The sequence below is a fragment of the Mesorhizobium sp. B2-4-1 genome, from assembly GCF_006442185.1.
Lineage (GTDB): Bacteria > Pseudomonadota > Alphaproteobacteria > Rhizobiales > Rhizobiaceae > Mesorhizobium.
This window is the reverse complement of sequence record NZ_VFVN01000001.1, coordinates 136,549-156,139: the sequence shown is the minus strand read 5'-3', so window position 1 is coordinate 156,139 and position 19,591 is coordinate 136,549. Positions and strand designations below refer to the sequence as shown.

The following is a 19,591-nucleotide window of genomic DNA, read 5'->3' as shown; positions in this document are numbered from 1 at the left end:
CCACAGGGGAGGGCAAATCCTCAGCCTACGCCGACATAGCGCCTGACCGCCGACGGGTCGGCGCGCAACGCCTCTACGTCGACCGTCTCGCGGTTGCGGCCATTCTCGATGAAGGCGACGCGGTCGGCGACCGACAGCACGGCATCGACCCGCTGCTCCACCAGGATGGTGGAAACGCCCCGTTCGCGCAGCTTGGCCACCGTCTCGCGGATTTTTGCGATCATCGACGGCATCAGCCCTTCGGTCGGCTCGTCGAGCAGTAGCACCTGCGGTTCCAGGCAGAGCGCGCGTGCCATGGCCAGCATCTGCTGCTCGCCGCCCGACAAGGTGCCCGAGCGCTGCCTGAGCCGCTGGCGCAGCAGCGGGAACAGGTTGAGCACGTTTTCGCGCACGGCCTTCCCCTTGCCGCGCGCCATCAGCCCGATCTCGATGTTCTCCGCCACCGTCATTTCGGCGAACAGCCGCCTGCCTTGCGGCACATAGGCAATGCCGGCTTTAGGCACCTCGTGGGCGGCCAGACCGGTCAATTCCTGGCCTGCGAGGCTGATCGAACCGGCACTCGCCCGGACCAGCCCCATGATGGCTTTCAGCGTCGTCGTCTTGCCGGCGCCGTTGCGGCCGAACAGGCACAGCACCTCGCCCTTGTTCAGCGCCAGGTCGAGCCCATAGAGCACCTGAACCTCGCCGTAGAAGCAGTCCAGTCCCGCGATTCGCAACGCTTGCGTCTTGCTCGTCTCGGTCATGGGGCGGTCCCCAGATAGGCTTCCTGCACCGCCGCATTTTCGCGGATCGCCTCCGGCGTGCCCTCTGCCAGGATCTTGCCGGCGTTGAAAACGGTGATGCGGTCGGCAAGCTGCATGACGACAGGCATGTTGTGCTCGATGAGGAGCACGGTGGCGTTCCTGGCGATCTCGCGCACCAGGCCGATGAAATTGTCGATCTCGCTGTCGGCGAGCCCCTGCGTCGGCTCGTCGAGGATCAGCAGGCGCGGCTTCAGCGCCAGGCCCATCGCCACCTCCAGCAGGCGCTGGTGGCCATAGGACAATTGACCGGCCGGCATATGGGCGCGGTCGGCCAGCCCGGTGCGTGCGAGCGCCGACATGACAGCGGCCTGTATCGCGCTCTTGGAATGGCCATGCCGTAGCGTCAGTTGCACGGGCAGCGCGACGTTGGCGTAAACGGACAGGTTGGCATAGATGCTGGTGATCTGGAACGTGTAGGCAATGCCTTGGCGGACCCTGACATAGGCCGGCAGGCCGGTGATGTCGGAGCCGTCGAAAACGATCGATCCGGACGAGGGCGGGATTCGGCCGCTGATCAGGCTGACGAAAGTGGTCTTCCCGGCACCGTTGGGGCCGATGACGGCGCGGATTTCGCCCGGCACCAAGGTGAAATCGACGCTGTCGACGGCGCGCAGGCCGCCGAAATTGCGCGACAGGCCTTTGGTGGTCAGAAGCGGCGTCATGGCAGCCATCCGAGCCAGCGCTGCCGGATGCTGCCCAGAATGCCTTTCGGGAAGAACAGCACCAGCAGGATCAACGCGACGCCGACGATCAACAGGTAGGCGGAGGTGAAGCCGCTGGTGACGTCGATGACATAGTACATGAACAGCGTGCCGATCAGCGGTCCGAGCGTGGTGGCGGCGCCGCCGAGCAGCACCCACAGCAGCGGCAGGATCGAGTACTGTACCGAGGCGAAGCTCGAGCCGACATAGCCGAACAGCAGCGCATAGGCAGCGCCCGACGCCGCGCAGATGGCGCCGGAGACGACCACGGCGGCGAGCTTGTTGGAGAAGGTGTCGTACCCCAGCATTTTGGTCCGTTCCTCGTTCTCGCGGATGGCGACCAGCACGCGGCCGTATCGGGAGCGGACGACGGCCAGCGTGACCAGAAGCACGAGCGAGAACAGAGCCAGCGCGCTCATGTAGCGCACCGTCGGATTGGTGAGATCGAGCGACGTCGCGCCGAAATTCAGGACGCGTGCCGGCTGCGGCACCACCATGCCCTGGTCGCCGCCGGTCCACGCGGCAAAATAGAGGATGAGGAGGTAAAAGACCTGCGCGAACATCATGGTGACGATCATGAAGGCGACACCCGTGGTGCGCAGCGCCAGCAGCCCGATCACCAGTGCCAGCACCGCGCCGCAGGCGATACCGCTCAACAAAGCCGCCGGCACGCTCCAGCCAAGCTGGATGACGGCAAGGCCGGCGCCGTAGAGGCCGGCGCCAAAGAACATGGCATGACCGAGACTGAGCAGGCCGACATAGCCGAACAGCATGTTGTAGCCCATGGCGAAGACCGCCAGCACCATGATGCGGGCGACGAGGCCGTGATGATAATCCGGCAGCACGAAGCTCAGGACAAAAAGCAGCGCGATGACGCCGAGATGCAAGCCATAGGCTTTTGCCGGCGAGGTCTCGCTCATCGCGTCGCCGTCCCGAACAGGCCCTGCGGCCGGAACACCAGCACCATGGCGACCAGCAGCGTGGCGATGATCTTGGCCAGCGTCGGCGAGAAGAACATCGAGATGATGCCGTCGGACAGGCCGATCAGCACGGCGGCGATGACGGTTCCGCGCAGCGAACCGAGGCCGCCGATGATGACGACGATGAAGGAAAGCAGCAGCGGGTCCTGCCCCATCAGGTAATGCGCCTGGCTGATCGGCACGATCAGCACCGCCGCTATGGCCGCCAGCATGGCGCCGAGCGCGAAGACGCCGCCATAGACTCGATCGACAGGGATGCCGAAGGCCTGTGCCGTCTCGCTGTCATACTGCGTGGCACGCATGACGAGGCCGACCCTGGTGCGCGTCAGCACCAGCCATGTCACGACGAGCAGAAGGACGGATGCCGCGATGATCGACAGCTTGTAGCCCGAATAGCCGAACCACGGCAGAAGGATGCGATAGCTGAAGGGCGGCTCTACCGGGCGCGCTTCCGGACCATAGAAGGTCAGCGCCAGCTGCTGGATAATGTAGAGCATGCCGATGGTGGCGACGATGGTGGCTTCCGGATTGTAGTTCAGCCGGCGCAGCACCAGCCGCTCGGCCACCAGTGCAAGGGCGCCGACGACCAGCGGTGCGATGATAAGTGCCGCCAGGAACCCGAGCGCCGGATGGCCTCCGATCGCAGTCGTGATCGCCCAGGCGAGCACGGCGCCCAGCATGAAGAACTCGCCATGCGCGACGTTGACCACGCGCATCACGCCGAACACCAGCGACAGGCCGAGCGCGGTCAGCGCCAGCACGGCGGATGTGACGAGCCCTTCGAGGGCGGCAAGGAGGAGGTGGGGTCCGAAATGCATGGGTTAGGCACTCACCGATAGCGCAATCGCGCCCCTTGAGGGGGGTGAGAAGTGGTCCGCGCAGCGGACGGAAAGCCAATTGCTTGGCTTTCCGAACGACGAACGCCCGGAGCGACAGCGAAGGGCCGGGTCCGGCAGGACAGAGGGGGGTGGCTTGGCGCTCACGCTTGCTGTTGAGCCGGCCTACAACGCCTGCGTCGTATAATCCCCCTCGGCCTCGTAAAGCCCGTCCTCGATCTTGGTCTTGTGCACCACCTTGAGCTTGCCGCCTTCGACCTTGGAGATGTTCTGGATGCCGAAGCACTGGTGGATCTTGCCGTTGAAGGTCTTTGGCCCTTGCGGATGCTCCGGGCCTTCGGCGAATTCGGTCAGCGCCTCGGTCGCCTCGACCAGCTTGGCGCGGTCTTCCGGGCCCTTGTAGCCGGCGTCTTCCATCGCCTTCTTGACGACGTAGAGCGTCTCCCAGCAGCCGAACATATGCGCGGCGGTGGAGACATCCTTGGGGTCGCCGACGGCCGCGCCATTGTCATCGATGCCGACGGCGGCGCGATAGGCCTTCTGCGCCTCGGAATCGTCCGTCTGGGCATAACGTGGCGAGCCTTCCCAGAAATGGCTGCCGTCCAGGAATTCGAGCCCGGGGCTGTTGATGTCGACGGCTTCGAGCGAATCGATGAAGCCGAACAGCTGCGGCCGGTTGGAGCCGTAGAACTCGCCAAGCTCCTTGACGAAGGTGAGCACCGCCGGGCCGACCATGACGTGGTAGATCACCTCGGTCTCGGCCGGAATCTGCGGGAAGTATTTGGTGAAGGAGCTCTCCGTCGGCGGAATGGCGATTTGCGCGATGACCTCTGCGCCCTGCGCCTTCAGCGCCGGCGGGAGGTAGTCGCGGTGGTCGTAGCCGAAAGCGAAATCGGGGAAGATCTGCGTCACCTTCTTGCCGGCATTGGCCGCGATCCACGGCGCCATCGACTGGATCTGGCTCTTTACGTCCGTGATGCCGGGCTGGAAGACATAGCGGTTGAGCTTGGTCGAGGCGACATGGTGGCCTTCGCTGACGACGAAATAGGGCATCTTGGCTTCGCCGGCGGCGGGTGCCGAGCCGATGACGACGTGCGAGAACAAGGTGCCGAAGACGATGTCGGTCTTGTGCTGGGTGGCGAACTTGCCGACCACCTCGGCACCGCGGCCGGGATCGGTGCCGTCATCCTCGATGATGACCTCGACCGGCCGGCCATTGATGCCGCCGGCCGCGTTGATCGCCTTGACCGCCGCGGCCGTGGTCTTCTCGTACCAGCGGCCATAGGCGGCGCCGATGCCGGTTCGGTGCGACTGGAAGCCAATCTTGATCGGGGCGGAGCTTTGCGCCTGGGAGTAGCGGACGAAACCGGGCGCGACCGCCAGGCCGGCGCCGGCGGCCAGACCCTTCAGCGCGGTGCGGCGGGTGAGACCGGCCTTGGAGAGATCGAAAAACCCATTCTTGTCAGTCACGGCAGTTCCCCTGTTTTTGAGTTTTGACCAATGGCTGGAACGTAGCAGACCGCTTCCTGCGGACGGCCGAAATTGCATGTGTACAAACTAAATCACCAAAGTCCGGACACGGCAATGCCGTTTCCCCAGGGGGATCCCGGTTTATTTCCACCGCGTCTAGCCAACGGTCGGCGTGGCGAGCAGCCAGAGGCCGAAGACGGTGTAGGCGATCATCAGCAAGGTGAGCGGAAACTGGCTGAGCGCGGCGCGAGCGGGAACCGGATGCAGGCGTGCGGCGAAGCCGTGGGCGACGAGCACGGCAAGCAGATGACCGAGAATGATGGCACCGGCCTGGATGTTCCACAGCCACCATGCCGAGCCCGCGCCGGCGACGATGCCGGCTTCGATCTGCATGTCGGCGGTGCCTAAAAGGTTCCAGCCGAGCGCAAACGGATCGGACAGTGCCGCAAGCGCATACTGGCCGTCGACCAGCAGCGCCGTCAGGTAATGCGCGATGTGGTAGGCGAGCGCGATCGGCACGATCGACCAGACCAGCAGCCCCGTCGCCTCGCCAAGCCTGTGGCCGTCGCCGGCGAGCTTCTGGCCGACGACCACGGCAAGCAGGAAGACCGCCGCAAGCAGCATGAATGTCAGGACGAGGCCAAAACTGCCGCTGCCGATCACCGCCGTGCGGCCGGGGAATTCAAGCGGATTGATGCCGAACAGGCCCAGCCAGAAGAAGGTCTTCGACAGGCCGTCATAGGAAACCGAGGACAGGGCGAGCAGCAGGAAGGCCACGCCGCTTGCCGGCAAAGGCGCGGCGGTCAGCAGCTTGGCGCCCGGCCAGCATAGCGCAAGCCGGCCGCGCTCGTCGCGCACGAGCGGCGCGAAGCGTGCCACCATTGAGAAGAAGACGGTAAGGAACTCGCCGCTGCGGGCCCACGCCCCATAACCGAACGACAGCATCGCCAGCAAGGTGAACAACCAGTAGAGGCCGGCGGCCCGGGCCAGCCGTGTCGGATCGTCGGGCGCCGGATCGATGAGCTCGAACCAGGCAAAAGCGAAGAACAGGAGGACAGCCGGCCAGTATCCGAGCCATGATGGAAGGCGCCTGGCCGCTTCACCGCCCCTGCCGGCCAGGCGCGACAGGAGACGCACCGGCCCGTACCAGGGATTGAGCCAGGACCAGAGGTCGCCGAGGAAACCTTGCAGGAGCGTGAAGCCGGCCCACAGCAGTGTCCAGATCACCAGAGGCAGCGGGTTGGAGAGCGGATCGCGGCTGCCGAGAAAACCCGCGGCAATGAGACATGCAAAGCCGGCAAAGGATATCAGGCTGGCAGCGGTGCGGGCATCATCACCCAGTGTGAACAGTGGCAGGCGCCGCCGCCAGAAACGATCGAGCCGATGCGCCGGCAGCAGCGCCAGCACGAGGAAGCTGGCGGCCACGGCGAAAGCGCCGCCGACAAGGTAATAGCCGGTCGGGAGAAGCAGGACGTGGCCGCGGTCCGAGGCGTGGGCGAAGGCTGGGGTGGGTGAGAGGAGCAATAGAGCGATAGGCAAAGATGCTAATGACCGACGACGGCACTCTACGGCGCCCCCCTCTGTCCTGCCGGACATCTCCCCCTCAAGGGGGGAGATTGGCGGTTTCTCTGTCGGCGCTTCCCTTGCAACGCCGGAGGTTCGCGAAGACGAAGATGACAGCATGATCTCCCCCCTTGAGGGGGAGATGTCCGGCAGGACAGAGGAGGGCGCCAAGGAACTCAGCCTATCCGACTTTGCCGTCTCGTATGGCGATGCCGGAAGCACCGGTCGTGCCCTCACACCTTGATCAACTGCTCCACCCGGTCCTTTTCACCGAAGATGCGCAGATACCGCTCGATCTCCTTGAGGTCACCCGTCGCCTTGGCTGGATTATCCGAGAGCTTCACGGCCGGCCGGCCGTTGGCCTCGGTGACCTTGCAGACCAGCGATATGGCGTCGAGGCTGTCGGTTGCCGTAGGCGCGCAGCCCTCGAAATCATTGGTCAGGTTCGTGCCCCAGCCGAAGGACATGCGCACCTTGCCCTTGAAGTGGCGGTAGGTCTCCTCGATGGTCTCGACCTCGAGCCCGTCGGAGAAGATCAGCAGCTTCTGCCTGGGGTCCTTGCCCTTCTCGCGCCACCAGGACAGGATCTTCTCGCCGCCCTCGATCGGTGGCGCGCTGTCGGGGCGGAAGCCGGTCCAGTCGGCCACCCAGTCCGGCGCGTCGCGCAGGAAGGAAGCCGTGCCGAAGGCGTCGGGCAGCACGATCAGCAAATTGCCGCCATAGTAGCGCTGCCAATCCTGCAGCACCTTGTAGGGCGCCTGTTTCAATTCCCTTTCCGAATTGGCCAGCGCTCCGAACACCATCGGCAGTTCATGCGCGTTGGTGCCCAGCGCCTCGAGGTCGTTGTCCATGGCCAGAAGCACGTTGGAGGTGCCGGTGAAAGCCTCGCCGATGCCTTCCTTCAGCGCTTCCACGCACCAGCGCTGCCACAGGAAGGAATGGCGCCGGCGCGTGCCGAAGTCGGAAATACGGATGCCGGGCAGCGCCTTCAGTCGTTCGGTCTTGGCCCACATCTTGGCTTTTGCGCGGGCGTAGAGCACGTCGAGCGTGAAAGGCCCGAACGACCGCAAGGCGGCGCGCGAGCGCAATTCGTTGATGATGGCGAGCGCGGGAATCTCCCACAGCGTGGTGTACATCCACGGGCCGCTGAAGGAGAGCTCATACTGCCCGCCGCGCCTGGAAAGCTCGTACTCGGGCAACCGGAAATTTTCCAGCCAGGCCAGGAATTCCGGCTCGAAGATCTGCTTGCGGCCATAGAAATTGTTGCCCCCCAGCCAGATCATCTCCTTCTTGGAGAAGCGCAAGGTGCGGGCGTGGTCAAGCTGTTCGCGCAACTCGCCCTCGTCGATCTCCTCGGCCAGCCGCACCGAAGTGGTGCGGTTGATCAGCGAAAAGGTGGCGTCGACCTTGGGGTACATGCCCCAGATCATCTGCAGCATCAGAAGCTTGTAGAAATCCGTGTCCAGCAGGCTGCGCACGATCGGGTCGAGCTTCCAGGTATGGTTGTAGACGCGCCGCGCAATATCGGTCCTGGCCATGTCTCGTTACCGCCTTCGCTGCCTGCCGCCCATGATCGCGACAGGCCTCATAGCATCGAATTGGCAAAAGCGCTGCCCGGTTTCAGGCTGGCCCGACAAAAAGAAAGACCTGCGGCAGCCAACCCGTCCGAACGCAATTGATTTTTCCAAAGCGCTACCGGACACTCCGGAGAGACAGACAGGAGAAAACCGACATGGGTTATGACAGCGGCAAGCTCGACGCGTTGCGCCGCAAATATGGCGAGAGCCATGGCGGCGAGATGTTCGACCCGAAGTTCCGCAAGGTCGCCGACAAGATATTCTCCAAGTCGGGCACGCGGCTGGCGCCCTATTCCGGTATCCCCACCTTCCTCGCCGCGCCCTATCGCGAAATATCGGCCGACAACCCGGATTTCGGCGATTTGCAGGTGGCGATAACAGGCGTGCCGATGGATCTCGGCGTCACCAACCGGCCGGGCTCCCGCTTCGGGCCGCGGGCGCTGCGCGCCATCGAGCGCATCGGCCCCTACAATCACGTGCTGGAATGCGCTCCCACGCATGAGCTCAGGGTCGCCGACATCGGCGACGTGCCGTTCCAGAGCCGCTACCGACTCGAGACCTGCCATGAGGACATCGAGCGCCGCACCAACCAAATCGTCGATGCCGGCGTCATTCCATTGTCGGTCGGCGGCGACCATTCGATCAGCCATCCGATCCTGAAGGCCGTCGGCAAGAAGGCCCCGGTCGGCCTCATCCACATCGACGCCCATTGCGATACAAGCGGCTTGTTCGACATGACCAAGTTCCACCATGGCGGCCCGTTCCGCAACGCGGTGCTCGATGGCGTGCTCGACCCGACGCGCACCATCCAGATCGGCATCCGTGGCTCGGCCGAATATCTGTGGGAGTTCACCTACGAATCCGGCATGACCGTGATCCATGCCGAGGAGGTGACCGGCCTCGGTATCCCCGCCATCATCGAGAAGGCGCGCAGAATAGTCGGCGACGGACCGACCTATGTCTCCTTCGACATCGACAGCGTCGATCCGGCCTTCGCGCCGGGCACCGGCACGCCGGAAGTCGGCGGCCTGACGACTCGGGAAGTGCTCGAACTGCTGCGTGGCCTCAAAGGCCTCAACATCGTCGGCGGCGACGTGGTCGAGGTGGCGCCGCAATATGATGCGACCACCAACACCGCGCATGCCGGCGCCCAGGTGCTGTTCGAAATACTGAGCCTGATGGTGTTCAGCCCGGCGCTCAAAAACAGCTGACGCCGACAATGACGGAAAGGCCACCGGACAACCCGGCGGCCCTCTGCATCAGTGTTCGAACACCAGCGGCGGCGCGAGGCGATCCCGCCGTAGCCAGCGCGCCAGAAGCAGCGCCGCCACCACCGCCAGTCCGCTGGACAGCCCGATCCAGATGCCGACGCCATGGAAGCCGAACGGGAAGGCGAGCAGCACGCCCAGCGGCAGGCCGACGCCCCAGTAGCCGATGGCGGCATAGATCATCGGCACCTTGGTGTCGTGCAGGCCGCGCAGCATGCCGGCGGCAACCGCTTGCGCGCCGTCGAAGACCTGGAACAGGGCCGCGAAGACCAGGAACGATACGGCAAGCGTGATCACCCTGGCATTGGCCGGATTGGTCAGATCGATGAAGGCGCTGATCAGGAGATGCGGCCACAGGATCATTACCAGGCCCATCAGGGCCATGAACGAGACGCCGATGACGAAGGCGGTCCAGCCGGCGCGCGAGACGCCTTCCGGATTGCCGGCGCCATGCGCAAGCCCGACGCGCACCGTCACCGCCTGGTTGAGACCGAGCGGCACCATGAAGGAGATCGAGGCGATCTGGATGGCGATGGCGTGCGCGGCAAGCGAATCCGCGTCGATCAGGCCCATCAGCAGCGCCGCGGCGTTGAAGATCGTCACCTCGAAAGCGAGGATGCCCGCGATCGGCAGGCCGAGCCGCAGCAGGCCCTTGAAGCGCGGCCAGTCGGACCGCCAGAAGCGGCCGAACAGATGATAGCGCCTGAATTTCTTCTCCCACATCACCACGGCGGCCATGCCGACGAACATCAGCGTTGAGGACAGCGAGGTGGCAAGGCCCGAGCCTGATATGCCCATGGCCGGAACACCGAGATTGCCGAACATGAACACCCAGTTGAAGAGCGCGTTGCAGGCGACGGCGACAAAGACGATTATCAATGCCCAGCCCGGCCGCTCCAGCGCCGAGATGAAGGAACGCAGCACAATATAGCCGTAGAAGGGCAGCACCGCCCATTCCAGCCAGCGCAGGTAGATGCCGGCGCTATGCGCCAGAGCGGGCTCCTGGCCCATGGCGAGCAGCACGTTCTCGCCGTGCCAGAGGAAGATCCAGATCGGGATGCAGATGAGGATCGCCAGCCACAGGCCCTGGCGCACGGTGCGGCGCAGGTCGCGCACCGAATGACGGCGGCGGCCGAGCTCGGTCGCCATCATCGGCGAGGTCGCCAGCATCAGGCCGAGGCCGAAGATCAGCGGCATGAAATAGAGATTGGCGCCAAGCGCGCCGCTGGCCAGCGTGTCCGCACCCAGCCTGCCCATCATCATGACGTCGGTGGCCGTCATGGCGGTCTGGCCGAGATTGGTCAGCACCATGGGCCAGGCGAGCGCCAAAGTCGCCCTGATTTCCTGACGCCAAAGATTTTCCGGCGCGCGAGCGCCGGCTTCGATCGCAGACATTGTTCCGCTCTTTCAAGGTTGCGGCGCATCGGCAAAAAAGCCGGAAGCCGCATTGCAAACGGCGAGACCTTCGGTTTCGCGGCGTTTACGTCAGCTTTTGTACGAAACGCGACATGAAGGCAAGGGAGGAGGGGCGGGAACGGATTGATCCAGTCGGATCGCCGATGACGCTGAAGCCTCGTGACCGACGCTCTCCGACGGCCCATTTCACACATGGCCCCAAGGCTGCTACGCATTGCAAGGACGAGCGAGGTGCCACGGAACCCAAATTTGCAGGAGGCAGGATGCAGTTCAGGCGCAGAAGGAATCCGGTTGCGACGCTTCGCACGGCGCCGGCCTTCGAACATATCGTCACCGAGGCGAGCGACAGTTTCCTGTGGCGGCTGGACGACTATCCCTGGGAGCGCAATGTCTGGAATTTCCATCCGGAGTACGAAATCCACCTCTTGCGAAAATCCTCCGGTGTGGTGCTGGTCGGCGACCACATCGGCGAGTTCGGGCCGGGTTATCTGACCATCGTCGGCGGCGGGCTGCCGCATGATTGGGTGACGGCGGTGCAGCCGGGCGAGCTGATCGAAGGCCGCGACATCGTCCTCCAGTTCGATGCCGAGAGGCTGCGCGGCTCGGCTGGCCTGTTGCCCGAACTGCGCGAACTGGAGCCGTTCCTGGAGCGGTCGCTGCGCGGTATGGTTTTTCATGGCCGCACGGCATTGGAAGGCGCCGAGCTGATGGAACGGATGGGGGAGGCCAGCGGGCTAACCAGGTTCTGCCTGTTCCTGAATCTCGTCGATCTCCTCGCCAGGACCGACGAATACGAGCTGTTGTCCTCGCCGGATTTCTCCCCGGTTCTGGATGCCGCCTCGCTCGACATCATCCAGCGCACGCTGACCTATCTGTTCCAGCATTTCGCCGAGGATCTGAAGCTGCCTGATGTGGCGGCGCTCGCGGGAATGACCGAGAGCACATTCTCGCGCTTCTTCCAGAAGAACACCGGCAATTCCTTCAGTGACCACCTTGCCAAGCTGAGGCTCTGGCAGGCCTGCAAGCTGCTGGCCGATACCGATGTTCCGATCACCGACATCTGTTTCCAGGTCGGCTACATGAACATCTCCAATTTCAACCGCGCCTTCATGCGCAAGCACAAGATGACGCCGTCATCCTATCGCAAGCTGTCGCGGCAGCGGCTGGCGATGCGCGCGTAAGCACGCCCTAAAAACCACCGCCCCCGAGTCCGATCGATACTCATGTGAGATTGGCCGCAACCGGATGCCGGTTTTTGCGCCGCACAATGCATAAAAGTACAGGTCTTCTGCAACGGGGCTTCTAGCGCGAGCCGCTGCAACTCCGCATTTTGGCGATGGGTGGCAAGTCGCTCGGGCGATGGTGAGGATCGCGCAACCCGAGGACGTCCGCTTCCTGCGACGTGTTCCTGGAGGAGAAAATAATGAAACCAATTCGGCTCGCTGCCAGCCTTGGTGCAGCTTTCATGCTTTCCGCTACCGTTTCAACCATCGCTTTGGCGCAGGCGCCGGTCTGCTCGGCGCCGGTCAAGGTGCTGGCGCAGCCACGTGACGGCCTGACGCTTCTGGAGGACTCCAAGGCCGAGTTCGAGAAGCTTGCCGGCGCCGGCTTCCAGATCGATTACCTCAACGAGAACGACCGCCGGGCAAAATCGCGCGCCGACGCGTCCACGGTCGGCAACTACAACGTCTACTATGTCGACGAAGCCAATGTCGCGCTGTTCGCTTCCTCGAAATGGATCGTGCCGCTGGCCGACTACTATCCGGCCGACTACGACTATGCCGACTTCGACCCCGGCCGCCAGAAGGTCGCCACCTATGACGGCAAGGTCTGGTTCGCGCCGCTGACCGGCGGCGGCGACCTGATGGTCTATCGCAAGGACGTGCTGGAGGCCGCCGGCATCCAGCCGCCGAAGACGCTGGACGAGCTGATCGCGGACGTGCCGAAGCTGACCAATCCGGACAAGGGCATGTATGGCATCGCGCTGCGCGGCGCGCGCGGTTCGGGCGCCAATGTCTGGCGCTGGATGCCCTTCTTCAAGGCCTATGGCGGCCAGTGGTTCGACGGTGACAAGCCGGCCTTCAATTCGGATGCCGCGGTCAAGGCGACCGAGACCTACCTGAAACTGTTCAAGGATTCGGCGCCCGGCACGCAGACCGGCAGCTGGGATGAATCGACCGGCGCCTTCCTGTCGGGCCAGGTCGCGATCCTGGTCGAATCGACGCCGCTGTCGGGCATGGCGGTCGATCCGAAGACCTCGCAGGTCGTCGGCAACATCGGCTTCATGCCGCCGCCGTCGCCACTGCCGGGCGGCGGTTACGGCCATGGCCTCGCCATCGCGACGAAGGCCAATGCCGACGACGCGTCGAAGAAATGCGCCGGCCTGTTCATCGCCTGGGCAACATCGAAGGAAAACGAGAAGCGCCGGCTCGACGCCCACCAGTTCGGCGAGCTGAACCGCACCAGCATCCTGGCCAGCAAGGAATTCGCCGATATTTACGGCGCCGATCTCGGCCAGGCACTGGCCGAAACCGGCAAGGTCACGGCGGTCAATTTCTGGCAGGATCCGCGTTGGCCCGATCTCGGCGACCGCTGGGGTATCATCCTCGAGGAATTGGTCACCGGTACCCGCACCGACATCAAGGGCGGCCTCAACGAACTCGAGGCCTATGCCAACGAGCTGGTGAAGAAATAAGCCATCCTCCCCCTGCGGCGCGCGGTCCACGGCATTCGGTGGAGCGCCGGAACCTGTGCGCCGCAGGTCCTGGTTTCATCATTGCGGTTTGAGCCAGCCTTCGCGCGAAAGGTCAGTCATGCTCAATCATTCGAGACGCAGCAGAGGTTAGACAGATGCCGCGACGCTCATCCCTGCCGGTCACCTTCGTCGTGCCGACACTCGCCATCCTTCTGGTGCTGTCGATGGTGCCGACGCTCTACGCGGTCGTCATCGCCCTGCAGAACCGTGAACTCAGCTCGACAGCCTATTCCTATGTCTGGTTCTCGAACTTCGCCGACCTGTTCGCCGACCGCCGCTTTCTCAACGCCGTCTGGGTGTCGGTGAAATGGGAATTCGTCACGGTTATCGCGACGATGACGGTCGCCATCGGACTGGGCGTCCTGATGTTCGAGGTCGCCTCGCCGCGCCTGCGCAACGTCTATTGCCTGCTGTTCATCATCCCGGTCCTGCTGCCGCGCGTCTCGGCGGCCTTCGTCTGGAAGTTCGCCTACCATCCGCTCTACGGCATCGCCACTTACCCCTACCGGCTGCTGACCGGTGGGCTGATCTTCGATCCGCTGTCCAAGCCGTCGACGGCGCTGTTCGCCGTCGCTTCGGTCGACGTCTGGCAATGGGGCCTGTTCTTCGCCGTCATCGTGCTGAAGCTCCTGGAAACGCTGCCGCCGCAGCCGATCGAGGCGGCCCGGCTCGACCATGCCAAACGCTGGCAGATCCACGCCTATGTGACCTTGCCGATGCTGAAGGCGCCGCTGGTCAGCCTGACGTTCGTCAAGATGATCGAATCGCTGCGCTCCTTCGATCTGATCTATGTGATGACCCGCGGCGGCCCGGGCGTGGCGACCGAAACGCTCGACATGTACGCCTTCTCGCAAGGCTTCATCGAGTCCGGCAAGGTCTCCTACGCCTCGGCGATGGCTGTGCTGATGATGATCGCCACGGTCATCACCTTCACCATGCTGTGGAAGCGGGTGCAGGCATGAGACCATATCGCATGAGACCCGGCCGCCTGATCGGCAAGACCGTGCTGGCGTTTGCCGGCTTCATGGCCGTGTTTCCGCTGCTGTGGACGGCGCTCAATTCGCTGAAGAACAATGTCGACATCATCACCCGCGTCCCGCGCCTGGTGTTCACGCCGACGCTGGCCAACATCAGCTATATCGTCGGCCGCGACAGCGTCATGACCGGCCTCTACAATTCGGTCGTCGCCTGCGGTTGCGCGGTGCTGATCGGCGTGGTGCTCGGCCTACCGGCGGCTTACGCGGTGGCGCGCTACCCGAACCGCTGGGCCGGCGACATCCAGTTCTTCGTTTTGTCGCTTCGCTTCCTACCGCCGGTGGCGGTCGCCATTCCGCTGATGGTGATCTGGCTGCAGCTCGGGCTTTACGACACGCTCGCCGCGCTGATCGTCACCTATTGCCTGCTCACCATCTCGGTGATCATGTGGCTCGCCATTCCCGCCTTCCAGGCCGTGCCGAAGGAGGTCGAGGAAGCGGCCTTCGTCGATGGCTACGGCGCCTATTCGGTGTTCTGGAGGATTGCGCTGCCGGTCGCGGCGCGTTCGCTGATCGGTGCGGTGGCTTTCAGTTTCGTGCTGGTCTGGAACGAGTTCCTGATCGCGCTGATGCTGTCGAGCTCCAACGCCAAGACCTTGCCGATCGTCGCCTCGGAACTCTCCCAGCAAGGCATGAACGTGCCATGGGGAATCCTGAACGCCTCGGTCGTGCTTCTGTCGCTGCCGCCGCTTTTGTTTCTCGGCGTGCTCAGCGGATTCCTGAATTCCGTTTTCCGGCAAAAAAAGACTTGAAGCGAGGACGACACGATGCGGGCACTGGTGCTTGAGAAAAAGGGCGAGCTGGCCCTGCGCGAGATCGCGTTGCCGCTCGACGTAGGCCCGGACGACGTCAGGATCGCCATCCATACGGTCGGCGTCTGCGGCAGCGACGTGCACTACTACACCCATGGCGCCATCGGCAGCTATGTCGTGCGCGCGCCGATGGTGCTCGGCCACGAAGCGTCCGGAACGATCGTCGAGATCGGCGCCAATGTCCGGACGCTGAAGGTCGGCGATCGCGTCTGCATGGAACCGGGCGTACCGAACCTGTCGTCGCGGGCGACAAAACTCGGCATCTACAATGTCGACCCGGACGTCACCTTCTGGGCGACGCCGCCGGTGCACGGCATTCTGGCGCCGCAAGCCGTGCATCCGGCGGCGTTCACCTACAGGCTGCCCGACAACGTCTCCTTCGCCGAAGGCGCGATGGTCGAACCTTTCGCCATCGGCATGCAGGCGGCGGCGCGCGCGCGCATCGTTCCGGGTGACGTGGCGGCTGTCGCCGGCTGTGGCCCGATCGGCATCATGATAGCGCTGGCCGCCCTGGCCGGTGGTTGCTCGAAAGTGCTGATTTCCGACTTCTCCGCGCCCAAGCTCGAAATTGGCGGGCGCTATCCCGGCGTCGTTCCGGTCAACATCGGCGAGCAGTCATTGGCCGAGGCGGTGGCGGAGGCGACCGACAATTGGGGCGCGGACATCGTCTTCGAGGCCAGCGGCAGCCCCAAGGCGTTCGCCAATCTGTTCGACGTTGTGCGCCCTGGCGGCGCGGTGGTGCTCGTCGGGCTGCCGGTGGAGCCTGTGGCGCTCAACGTGCCGGCGGCCATATCGAAGGAAGTGCGCATCGAAACCGTGTTCCGCTATGCCAACATTTTCGACCGCGCTTTGCAGCTCATCGCCTCCGGCAAGGTCGATCTCAAGCCGCTGATCACTGGCACCTATGATTTCTCCGACAGCATCGAGGCTTTCGAGCGGGCGGCGGCAGCGCACCCGCAGGACGTCAAGCTGCAGATCCTGCTCAGCGGCGAAAAGGGCTGACCATGTCCGCGATCACCTGTTCTCATGTCGACAAGGCCTATGGCACCACGACGGTCATCCGCGACCTCAATCTCTCGATCGAGGAGCACGAGTTCGTCGTGTTCCTTGGCCCGTCCGGCTGTGGCAAGTCGACCTTGCTGCGCATGTTGGCGGGGCTGGAGGACATCAGCGGCGGCGAGGTCTCGATCGGCGGCAAGGTGGTCAACGATCTCGATCCGGGCGACCGCGGCATCGCCATGGTGTTCCAGAACTACGCACTCTACCCCCACATGACGATCTTCGACAACATCGCCTTCGGGCTGCGGCGCCAGAAAGTGCCGGCGGCCGAGATCCAGAAGCGGGTCGAAGCGGTGTCAAGGACGCTCGGGCTGGAACCCTATCTCGGCCGCAAGCCGGCCGAGCTTTCCGGCGGCCAGCAGCAGCGCGTGGCGATCGCGCGCGCCATGATCAAGACGCCGAAAGTCTTCCTGTTCGACGAGCCGCTGTCCAATCTCGACGCCAAGCTGCGCAACCACATGCGCGTCGAGATCGCGCGGCTGCACCAGTCGCTGAAGACCACCACCGTCTATGTCACCCATGACCAGCTCGAAGCGATGACGCTCGCCGACCGCATCGTGCTGCTCAAGGACGGCGTCATCGAGCAGGTCGGCTCGCCGGCGGAAATCTACGAGCGGCCGGGCAATCTGTTCGTTGCCGGCTTCATCGGCACGCCGAACATGAATTTCATCGATGTGACAGTGGCCCGGAAAGAAAATGGCTGGACGCTGACCAATGGCGGAACTGTCTTCACCCTCGACGGCTCGCGCTTCAAGCTACAACATGGCGAGCAGGCGGTGCTTGGCATCAGGCCTCCGGATCTCAAGCCCGCGACCCCCGGCAGCGCCGGAAATTTCCTGGCGGGAACGGCCGATCTCATCGAGTTTCATGGCAACGATGCACTGGTGACATTCGCTCTTGGCGGCAAGGAGATCAGCGCACTCGTTCCCAGCCGCGTCTGCCCAACTATCCGCAGCGATGTCCGCTATACGTTTGACGAATCGGATATGCACCTGTTCGATGCCAAGTCCGGCCTATCCTTGTTGACACGGTAAGGCGCGTTCTACTGGATCGCGTCGAGCGCCTGGCGTTGCCGGTGCATCTCCAGGAAAATCCGGTAGTCGCGATCGAAGCGGGCGCCGGCGGCCGGGTTGGCGGCGCGCGTCCTGCCGCCCTGCTGCATGGCCAGACAGGCCGCGTTGAGGTCGGGGAAAAGCCCGGCGGCCGTCGCCGCCACCATGCCGGTGCCAAGCAACACCGCTTCGTCCGCCAGCGGCTCGACCACCGTGCAGCCGGTGGCGTCGGCATAGAGTTCCATCAAGAGCGGGTTTTTGGTGTGGCCGCCGGTGACATGCAGCGTGTCGATCAGATAGCCATTCTCGTTCAGCGCTTCCAGCACATGGCGCACGCCGAGCGCGATGCCGACGGCGGTGCGCCAGTAAAGCCGGCACAGGCTGTCGAAGGAGGAATCCAGCGTAAGGCCGCTGACCACGCCGACCGCATGTGGATCGGCGAGCGGCGAGCGGTTGCCGTGAAAGTCGGGCAGCACATGCAGCCGGCCGGCAAGTGCATCGCCCTCCGCCGTGCGCAGCTCGGCGACGCGGCTTGCAATCCTCGCATGCATGGCCGCGTTCGGCTCGCCGCCCGCGCCGTGCCAGCGGATGATGTGGTCGAGCAGGGCGCCGGTGGCCGACTGGCCGCCCTCCGACAGCCACAGCTTCGGCAGCGCGGCGCCGTAGTATGGCCCCCAGACCCCGGCGAAGGGCTGCGGATCGGGTGACATCGCCATGACGCAGGAGGATGTGCCGGCGATCAGCGCCAAATGACGGCCGATATTCCGCTCGTCGCCGGCAAACCCGCCGAGCACGCCAAGCGCACCGGCATAGGCATCGATCACCCCGGCGCCGACCCGGCATGTCTCCGTCAGGCCGAGCTCCGCCGCTGCTTGCGCGCTCAAAGAGCCGATGTAGGCGCCGACCGGACTGGCCCTTTCGGGCAGATTGCCGTGCTCGAAGAGGTCGCCGAGGCCGACGAGTTCGAAGAAATCGCGCTGCCATGCGGGTTCCCGGTGCGCCAGATAGGTCCATTTGGCGGTCAGCGTGCACTGCGAGCGGGCCAGCGACCCCGTCGCCTGCCAGGTCAGGAAGTCGGTGAGGTCGAATAGATAGCCGGCTTCATTCCAGGTCTTCGGCAGGTTTCGCTTCAGCCACATCAGCTTCGGCGTCGCCATTTCCGGCGACATCACGCCGCCGATATAGTCGAGCACCTCGTGGCCGCTCGCCGTGCATTCGTCGGCCTCGGCGATGGCGCGGTGATCGAGCCAGACGATGGTGTCCCAGCGCTCCTCTCCGGTCACCGAAACGCTGAGCTGGCCGCCTTGCCTGTCGCGCACGACCAGCGAGCAGGTGGCATCGAAGGAAATGCCGGCAATGTCCTCGGCGGCAACACCGGATTTTTCGCGGGCCGCACGCACCGCGGCGCACACGGCTGACCAGATATCGCGCGAATCATGCTCGGCGTGATCGGCTTTCGGCTGGTGCATGGCGATCGGGTGCTCGGCGCGGCCGAGCAAGGTGCCACTGGTGTCGAGAATGCCCGCGCGGGCGCTCCCGGTGCCGACATCGACCGCGCAAACGAACTGTTTCGTCAAGATGCTCTGTCTCTCGCTCCCAGGCCTGCAATCAGATCGGGCAATTGCAGCATGTCAGCGAATATAAAGTCCGGCTCACTCGACGCAAGCCGCGCTTTCAGGGCAGGGTTGCCGGCATGCGCGCCGCCGGTGAAGGCGAACACGCGCATATCAGCCGCCCGCGCCGCCGCGACGCCGGCGGGGCTGTCCTCGATGACAAGGCATTTGCGCGGATGCGCCCGCATCGAGGCGGCGGCATGAAGGAACAGGTCGGGCGCCGGCTTGCCCCTGGCCACCATGCCGGCACTGAACAGATGCGGCTCCATCAATCCGAGCAGGCCGGTGACGTCGAGCGCGTAGCGGATGCGGTCGAGCGTGCCGGACGAGGCGACGCAAAACGGCAAGCCTAGCCTCGGCAGCACTTCCTTGACGCCGGCGATCGGCTTCAGCTCCTCGCGAAATTTGCGCATCAATTCGACGCGCATCGTGGTCAGGTGCTGATCGGTGATGGGAAGGCCGAAGTCGCGGGCGAGGATCTCGCGCACGCTCTTCATGCTCTTGCCGAGGAAATGCTCGTAGGCCGTGTCTTCGCCAATGCTGCCGCCGGCAAGCGCAATCATGCCGAGCAGCGCCGAGACCGACAGCGCCTCGCTGTCCACCAGCACGCCGTCGCAGTCGAAAATGACCAGTTCCGGCGCCATGGTCCCGT

At 64.3% G+C, this 19,591-nt stretch carries 17 protein-coding genes; 7 read left to right on the top strand and 10 right to left on the bottom strand.

Features of this window, described 5'->3' with window-relative positions; genetic code table 11:
- Positions 1 to 20: 20 nt before the first annotated feature.
- The 7 genes from FJ949_RS00815 to pncB form a co-directional block, all read right to left on the bottom strand.
- The gene (locus FJ949_RS00815) at positions 21 to 743 is read right to left on the bottom strand and encodes an ABC transporter ATP-binding protein (protein ID WP_140491390.1); all 723 of its coding nucleotides are present in this window, start codon (positions 741 to 743) and stop codon (positions 21 to 23) included.
- Positions 740 to 1,465 carry an ABC transporter ATP-binding protein gene (locus FJ949_RS00810; RefSeq protein WP_140491388.1) on the bottom strand — a complete coding sequence of 242 codons (726 nt, stop codon included), beginning with the start codon at positions 1,463 to 1,465 and terminating at the stop codon, positions 740 to 742. Before FJ949_RS00810 ends, FJ949_RS00815 begins: the two co-directional genes overlap by 4 nt.
- Positions 1,462 to 2,424 carry a branched-chain amino acid ABC transporter permease gene (locus FJ949_RS00805; protein WP_140491386.1) on the bottom strand — a complete coding sequence of 321 codons (963 nt, stop codon included), beginning with the start codon at positions 2,422 to 2,424 and terminating at the stop codon, positions 1,462 to 1,464. Before FJ949_RS00805 ends, FJ949_RS00810 begins: the two co-directional genes overlap by 4 nt.
- Entirely contained in the window at positions 2,421 to 3,302 is an 882-nt protein-coding gene (locus tag FJ949_RS00800) for a branched-chain amino acid ABC transporter permease (RefSeq protein ID WP_140491384.1), read from the bottom strand. The genes FJ949_RS00805 and FJ949_RS00800 overlap by 4 nt, the downstream gene beginning before the upstream one ends.
- Before the next feature lie 183 nt (positions 3,303 to 3,485).
- Positions 3,486 to 4,790, bottom strand: a complete 1,305-nt coding sequence (locus FJ949_RS00795; protein WP_140491382.1) for an ABC transporter substrate-binding protein — start codon at positions 4,788 to 4,790, stop codon at positions 3,486 to 3,488.
- 156 nt (positions 4,791 to 4,946) lie between these two features.
- Positions 4,947 to 6,386 (bottom strand): hypothetical protein, encoded by a 1,440-nt coding sequence (locus FJ949_RS00790; protein ID WP_140491380.1) that lies wholly within the window; start codon positions 6,384 to 6,386, stop codon positions 4,947 to 4,949.
- A 200-nt stretch (positions 6,387 to 6,586) separates the two neighbouring features.
- Complete coding sequence (gene pncB, locus FJ949_RS00780) at positions 6,587 to 7,891, bottom strand: nicotinate phosphoribosyltransferase (RefSeq protein ID WP_140491377.1); 1,305 nt, start codon at positions 7,889 to 7,891, stop codon at positions 6,587 to 6,589.
- Positions 7,892 to 8,085: 194 nt separating this feature from the next.
- On the opposite strand from pncB, the gene speB reads away from it, so the two are divergent.
- Positions 8,086 to 9,141 (top strand): agmatinase, encoded by a 1,056-nt coding sequence (gene speB, locus FJ949_RS00775; RefSeq protein WP_140491375.1) that lies wholly within the window; start codon positions 8,086 to 8,088, stop codon positions 9,139 to 9,141.
- A 48-nt stretch (positions 9,142 to 9,189) separates the two neighbouring features.
- Here speB and FJ949_RS00770 read toward each other — a convergent pair whose 3' ends face one another.
- Complete coding sequence (locus FJ949_RS00770) at positions 9,190 to 10,593, bottom strand: MATE family efflux transporter (protein WP_140491373.1); 1,404 nt, start codon at positions 10,591 to 10,593, stop codon at positions 9,190 to 9,192.
- A 284-nt stretch (positions 10,594 to 10,877) separates the two neighbouring features.
- On the opposite strand from FJ949_RS00770, the gene FJ949_RS00765 reads away from it, so the two are divergent.
- The 6 genes from FJ949_RS00765 to ugpC all read left to right on the top strand — a co-directional run bounded on the left by FJ949_RS00765 (position 10,878) and on the right by ugpC (position 17,308).
- The gene (locus FJ949_RS00765; protein ID WP_140491371.1) at positions 10,878 to 11,795 is read left to right on the top strand and encodes an AraC family transcriptional regulator; all 918 of its coding nucleotides are present in this window, start codon (positions 10,878 to 10,880) and stop codon (positions 11,793 to 11,795) included.
- Between the two features lie 242 nt (positions 11,796 to 12,037).
- Positions 12,038 to 13,309, top strand: coding sequence for an extracellular solute-binding protein (locus FJ949_RS00760; RefSeq protein ID WP_140491369.1), 1,272 nt, complete (start codon positions 12,038 to 12,040; stop codon positions 13,307 to 13,309).
- A gap of 155 nt (positions 13,310 to 13,464) precedes the next feature.
- Positions 13,465 to 14,331, top strand: coding sequence for a sugar ABC transporter permease (locus FJ949_RS00755; protein ID WP_140491367.1), 867 nt, complete (start codon positions 13,465 to 13,467; stop codon positions 14,329 to 14,331).
- Positions 14,332 to 14,342: 11 nt separating this feature from the next.
- Entirely contained in the window at positions 14,343 to 15,155 is an 813-nt protein-coding gene (locus FJ949_RS00750) for a carbohydrate ABC transporter permease (RefSeq protein ID WP_140491365.1), read from the top strand.
- A gap of 15 nt (positions 15,156 to 15,170) precedes the next feature.
- The gene (locus tag FJ949_RS00745) at positions 15,171 to 16,217 is read left to right on the top strand and encodes an NAD(P)-dependent alcohol dehydrogenase (RefSeq protein ID WP_140491362.1); all 1,047 of its coding nucleotides are present in this window, start codon (positions 15,171 to 15,173) and stop codon (positions 16,215 to 16,217) included.
- A gap of 2 nt (positions 16,218 to 16,219) precedes the next feature.
- Complete coding sequence (ugpC, locus tag FJ949_RS00740) at positions 16,220 to 17,308, top strand: sn-glycerol-3-phosphate ABC transporter ATP-binding protein UgpC (protein ID WP_140491360.1); 1,089 nt, start codon at positions 16,220 to 16,222, stop codon at positions 17,306 to 17,308.
- Between the two features lie 8 nt (positions 17,309 to 17,316).
- Here the strand turns inward: ugpC and FJ949_RS00735 are convergent, their stop codons facing one another.
- Together FJ949_RS00735 and FJ949_RS00730 are read right to left on the bottom strand one after the other, a co-directional pair.
- Positions 17,317 to 18,903, bottom strand: a complete 1,587-nt coding sequence (locus FJ949_RS00735) for an FGGY-family carbohydrate kinase (RefSeq protein ID WP_140491358.1) — start codon at positions 18,901 to 18,903, stop codon at positions 17,317 to 17,319.
- On the bottom strand, positions 18,900 to 19,583 hold the full coding sequence (locus tag FJ949_RS00730; RefSeq protein WP_140491356.1) for an HAD family hydrolase: 684 nt from the start codon (positions 19,581 to 19,583) through the stop codon (positions 18,900 to 18,902). Before FJ949_RS00730 ends, FJ949_RS00735 begins: the two co-directional genes overlap by 4 nt.
- Positions 19,584 to 19,591: the final 8 nt, after the last annotated feature.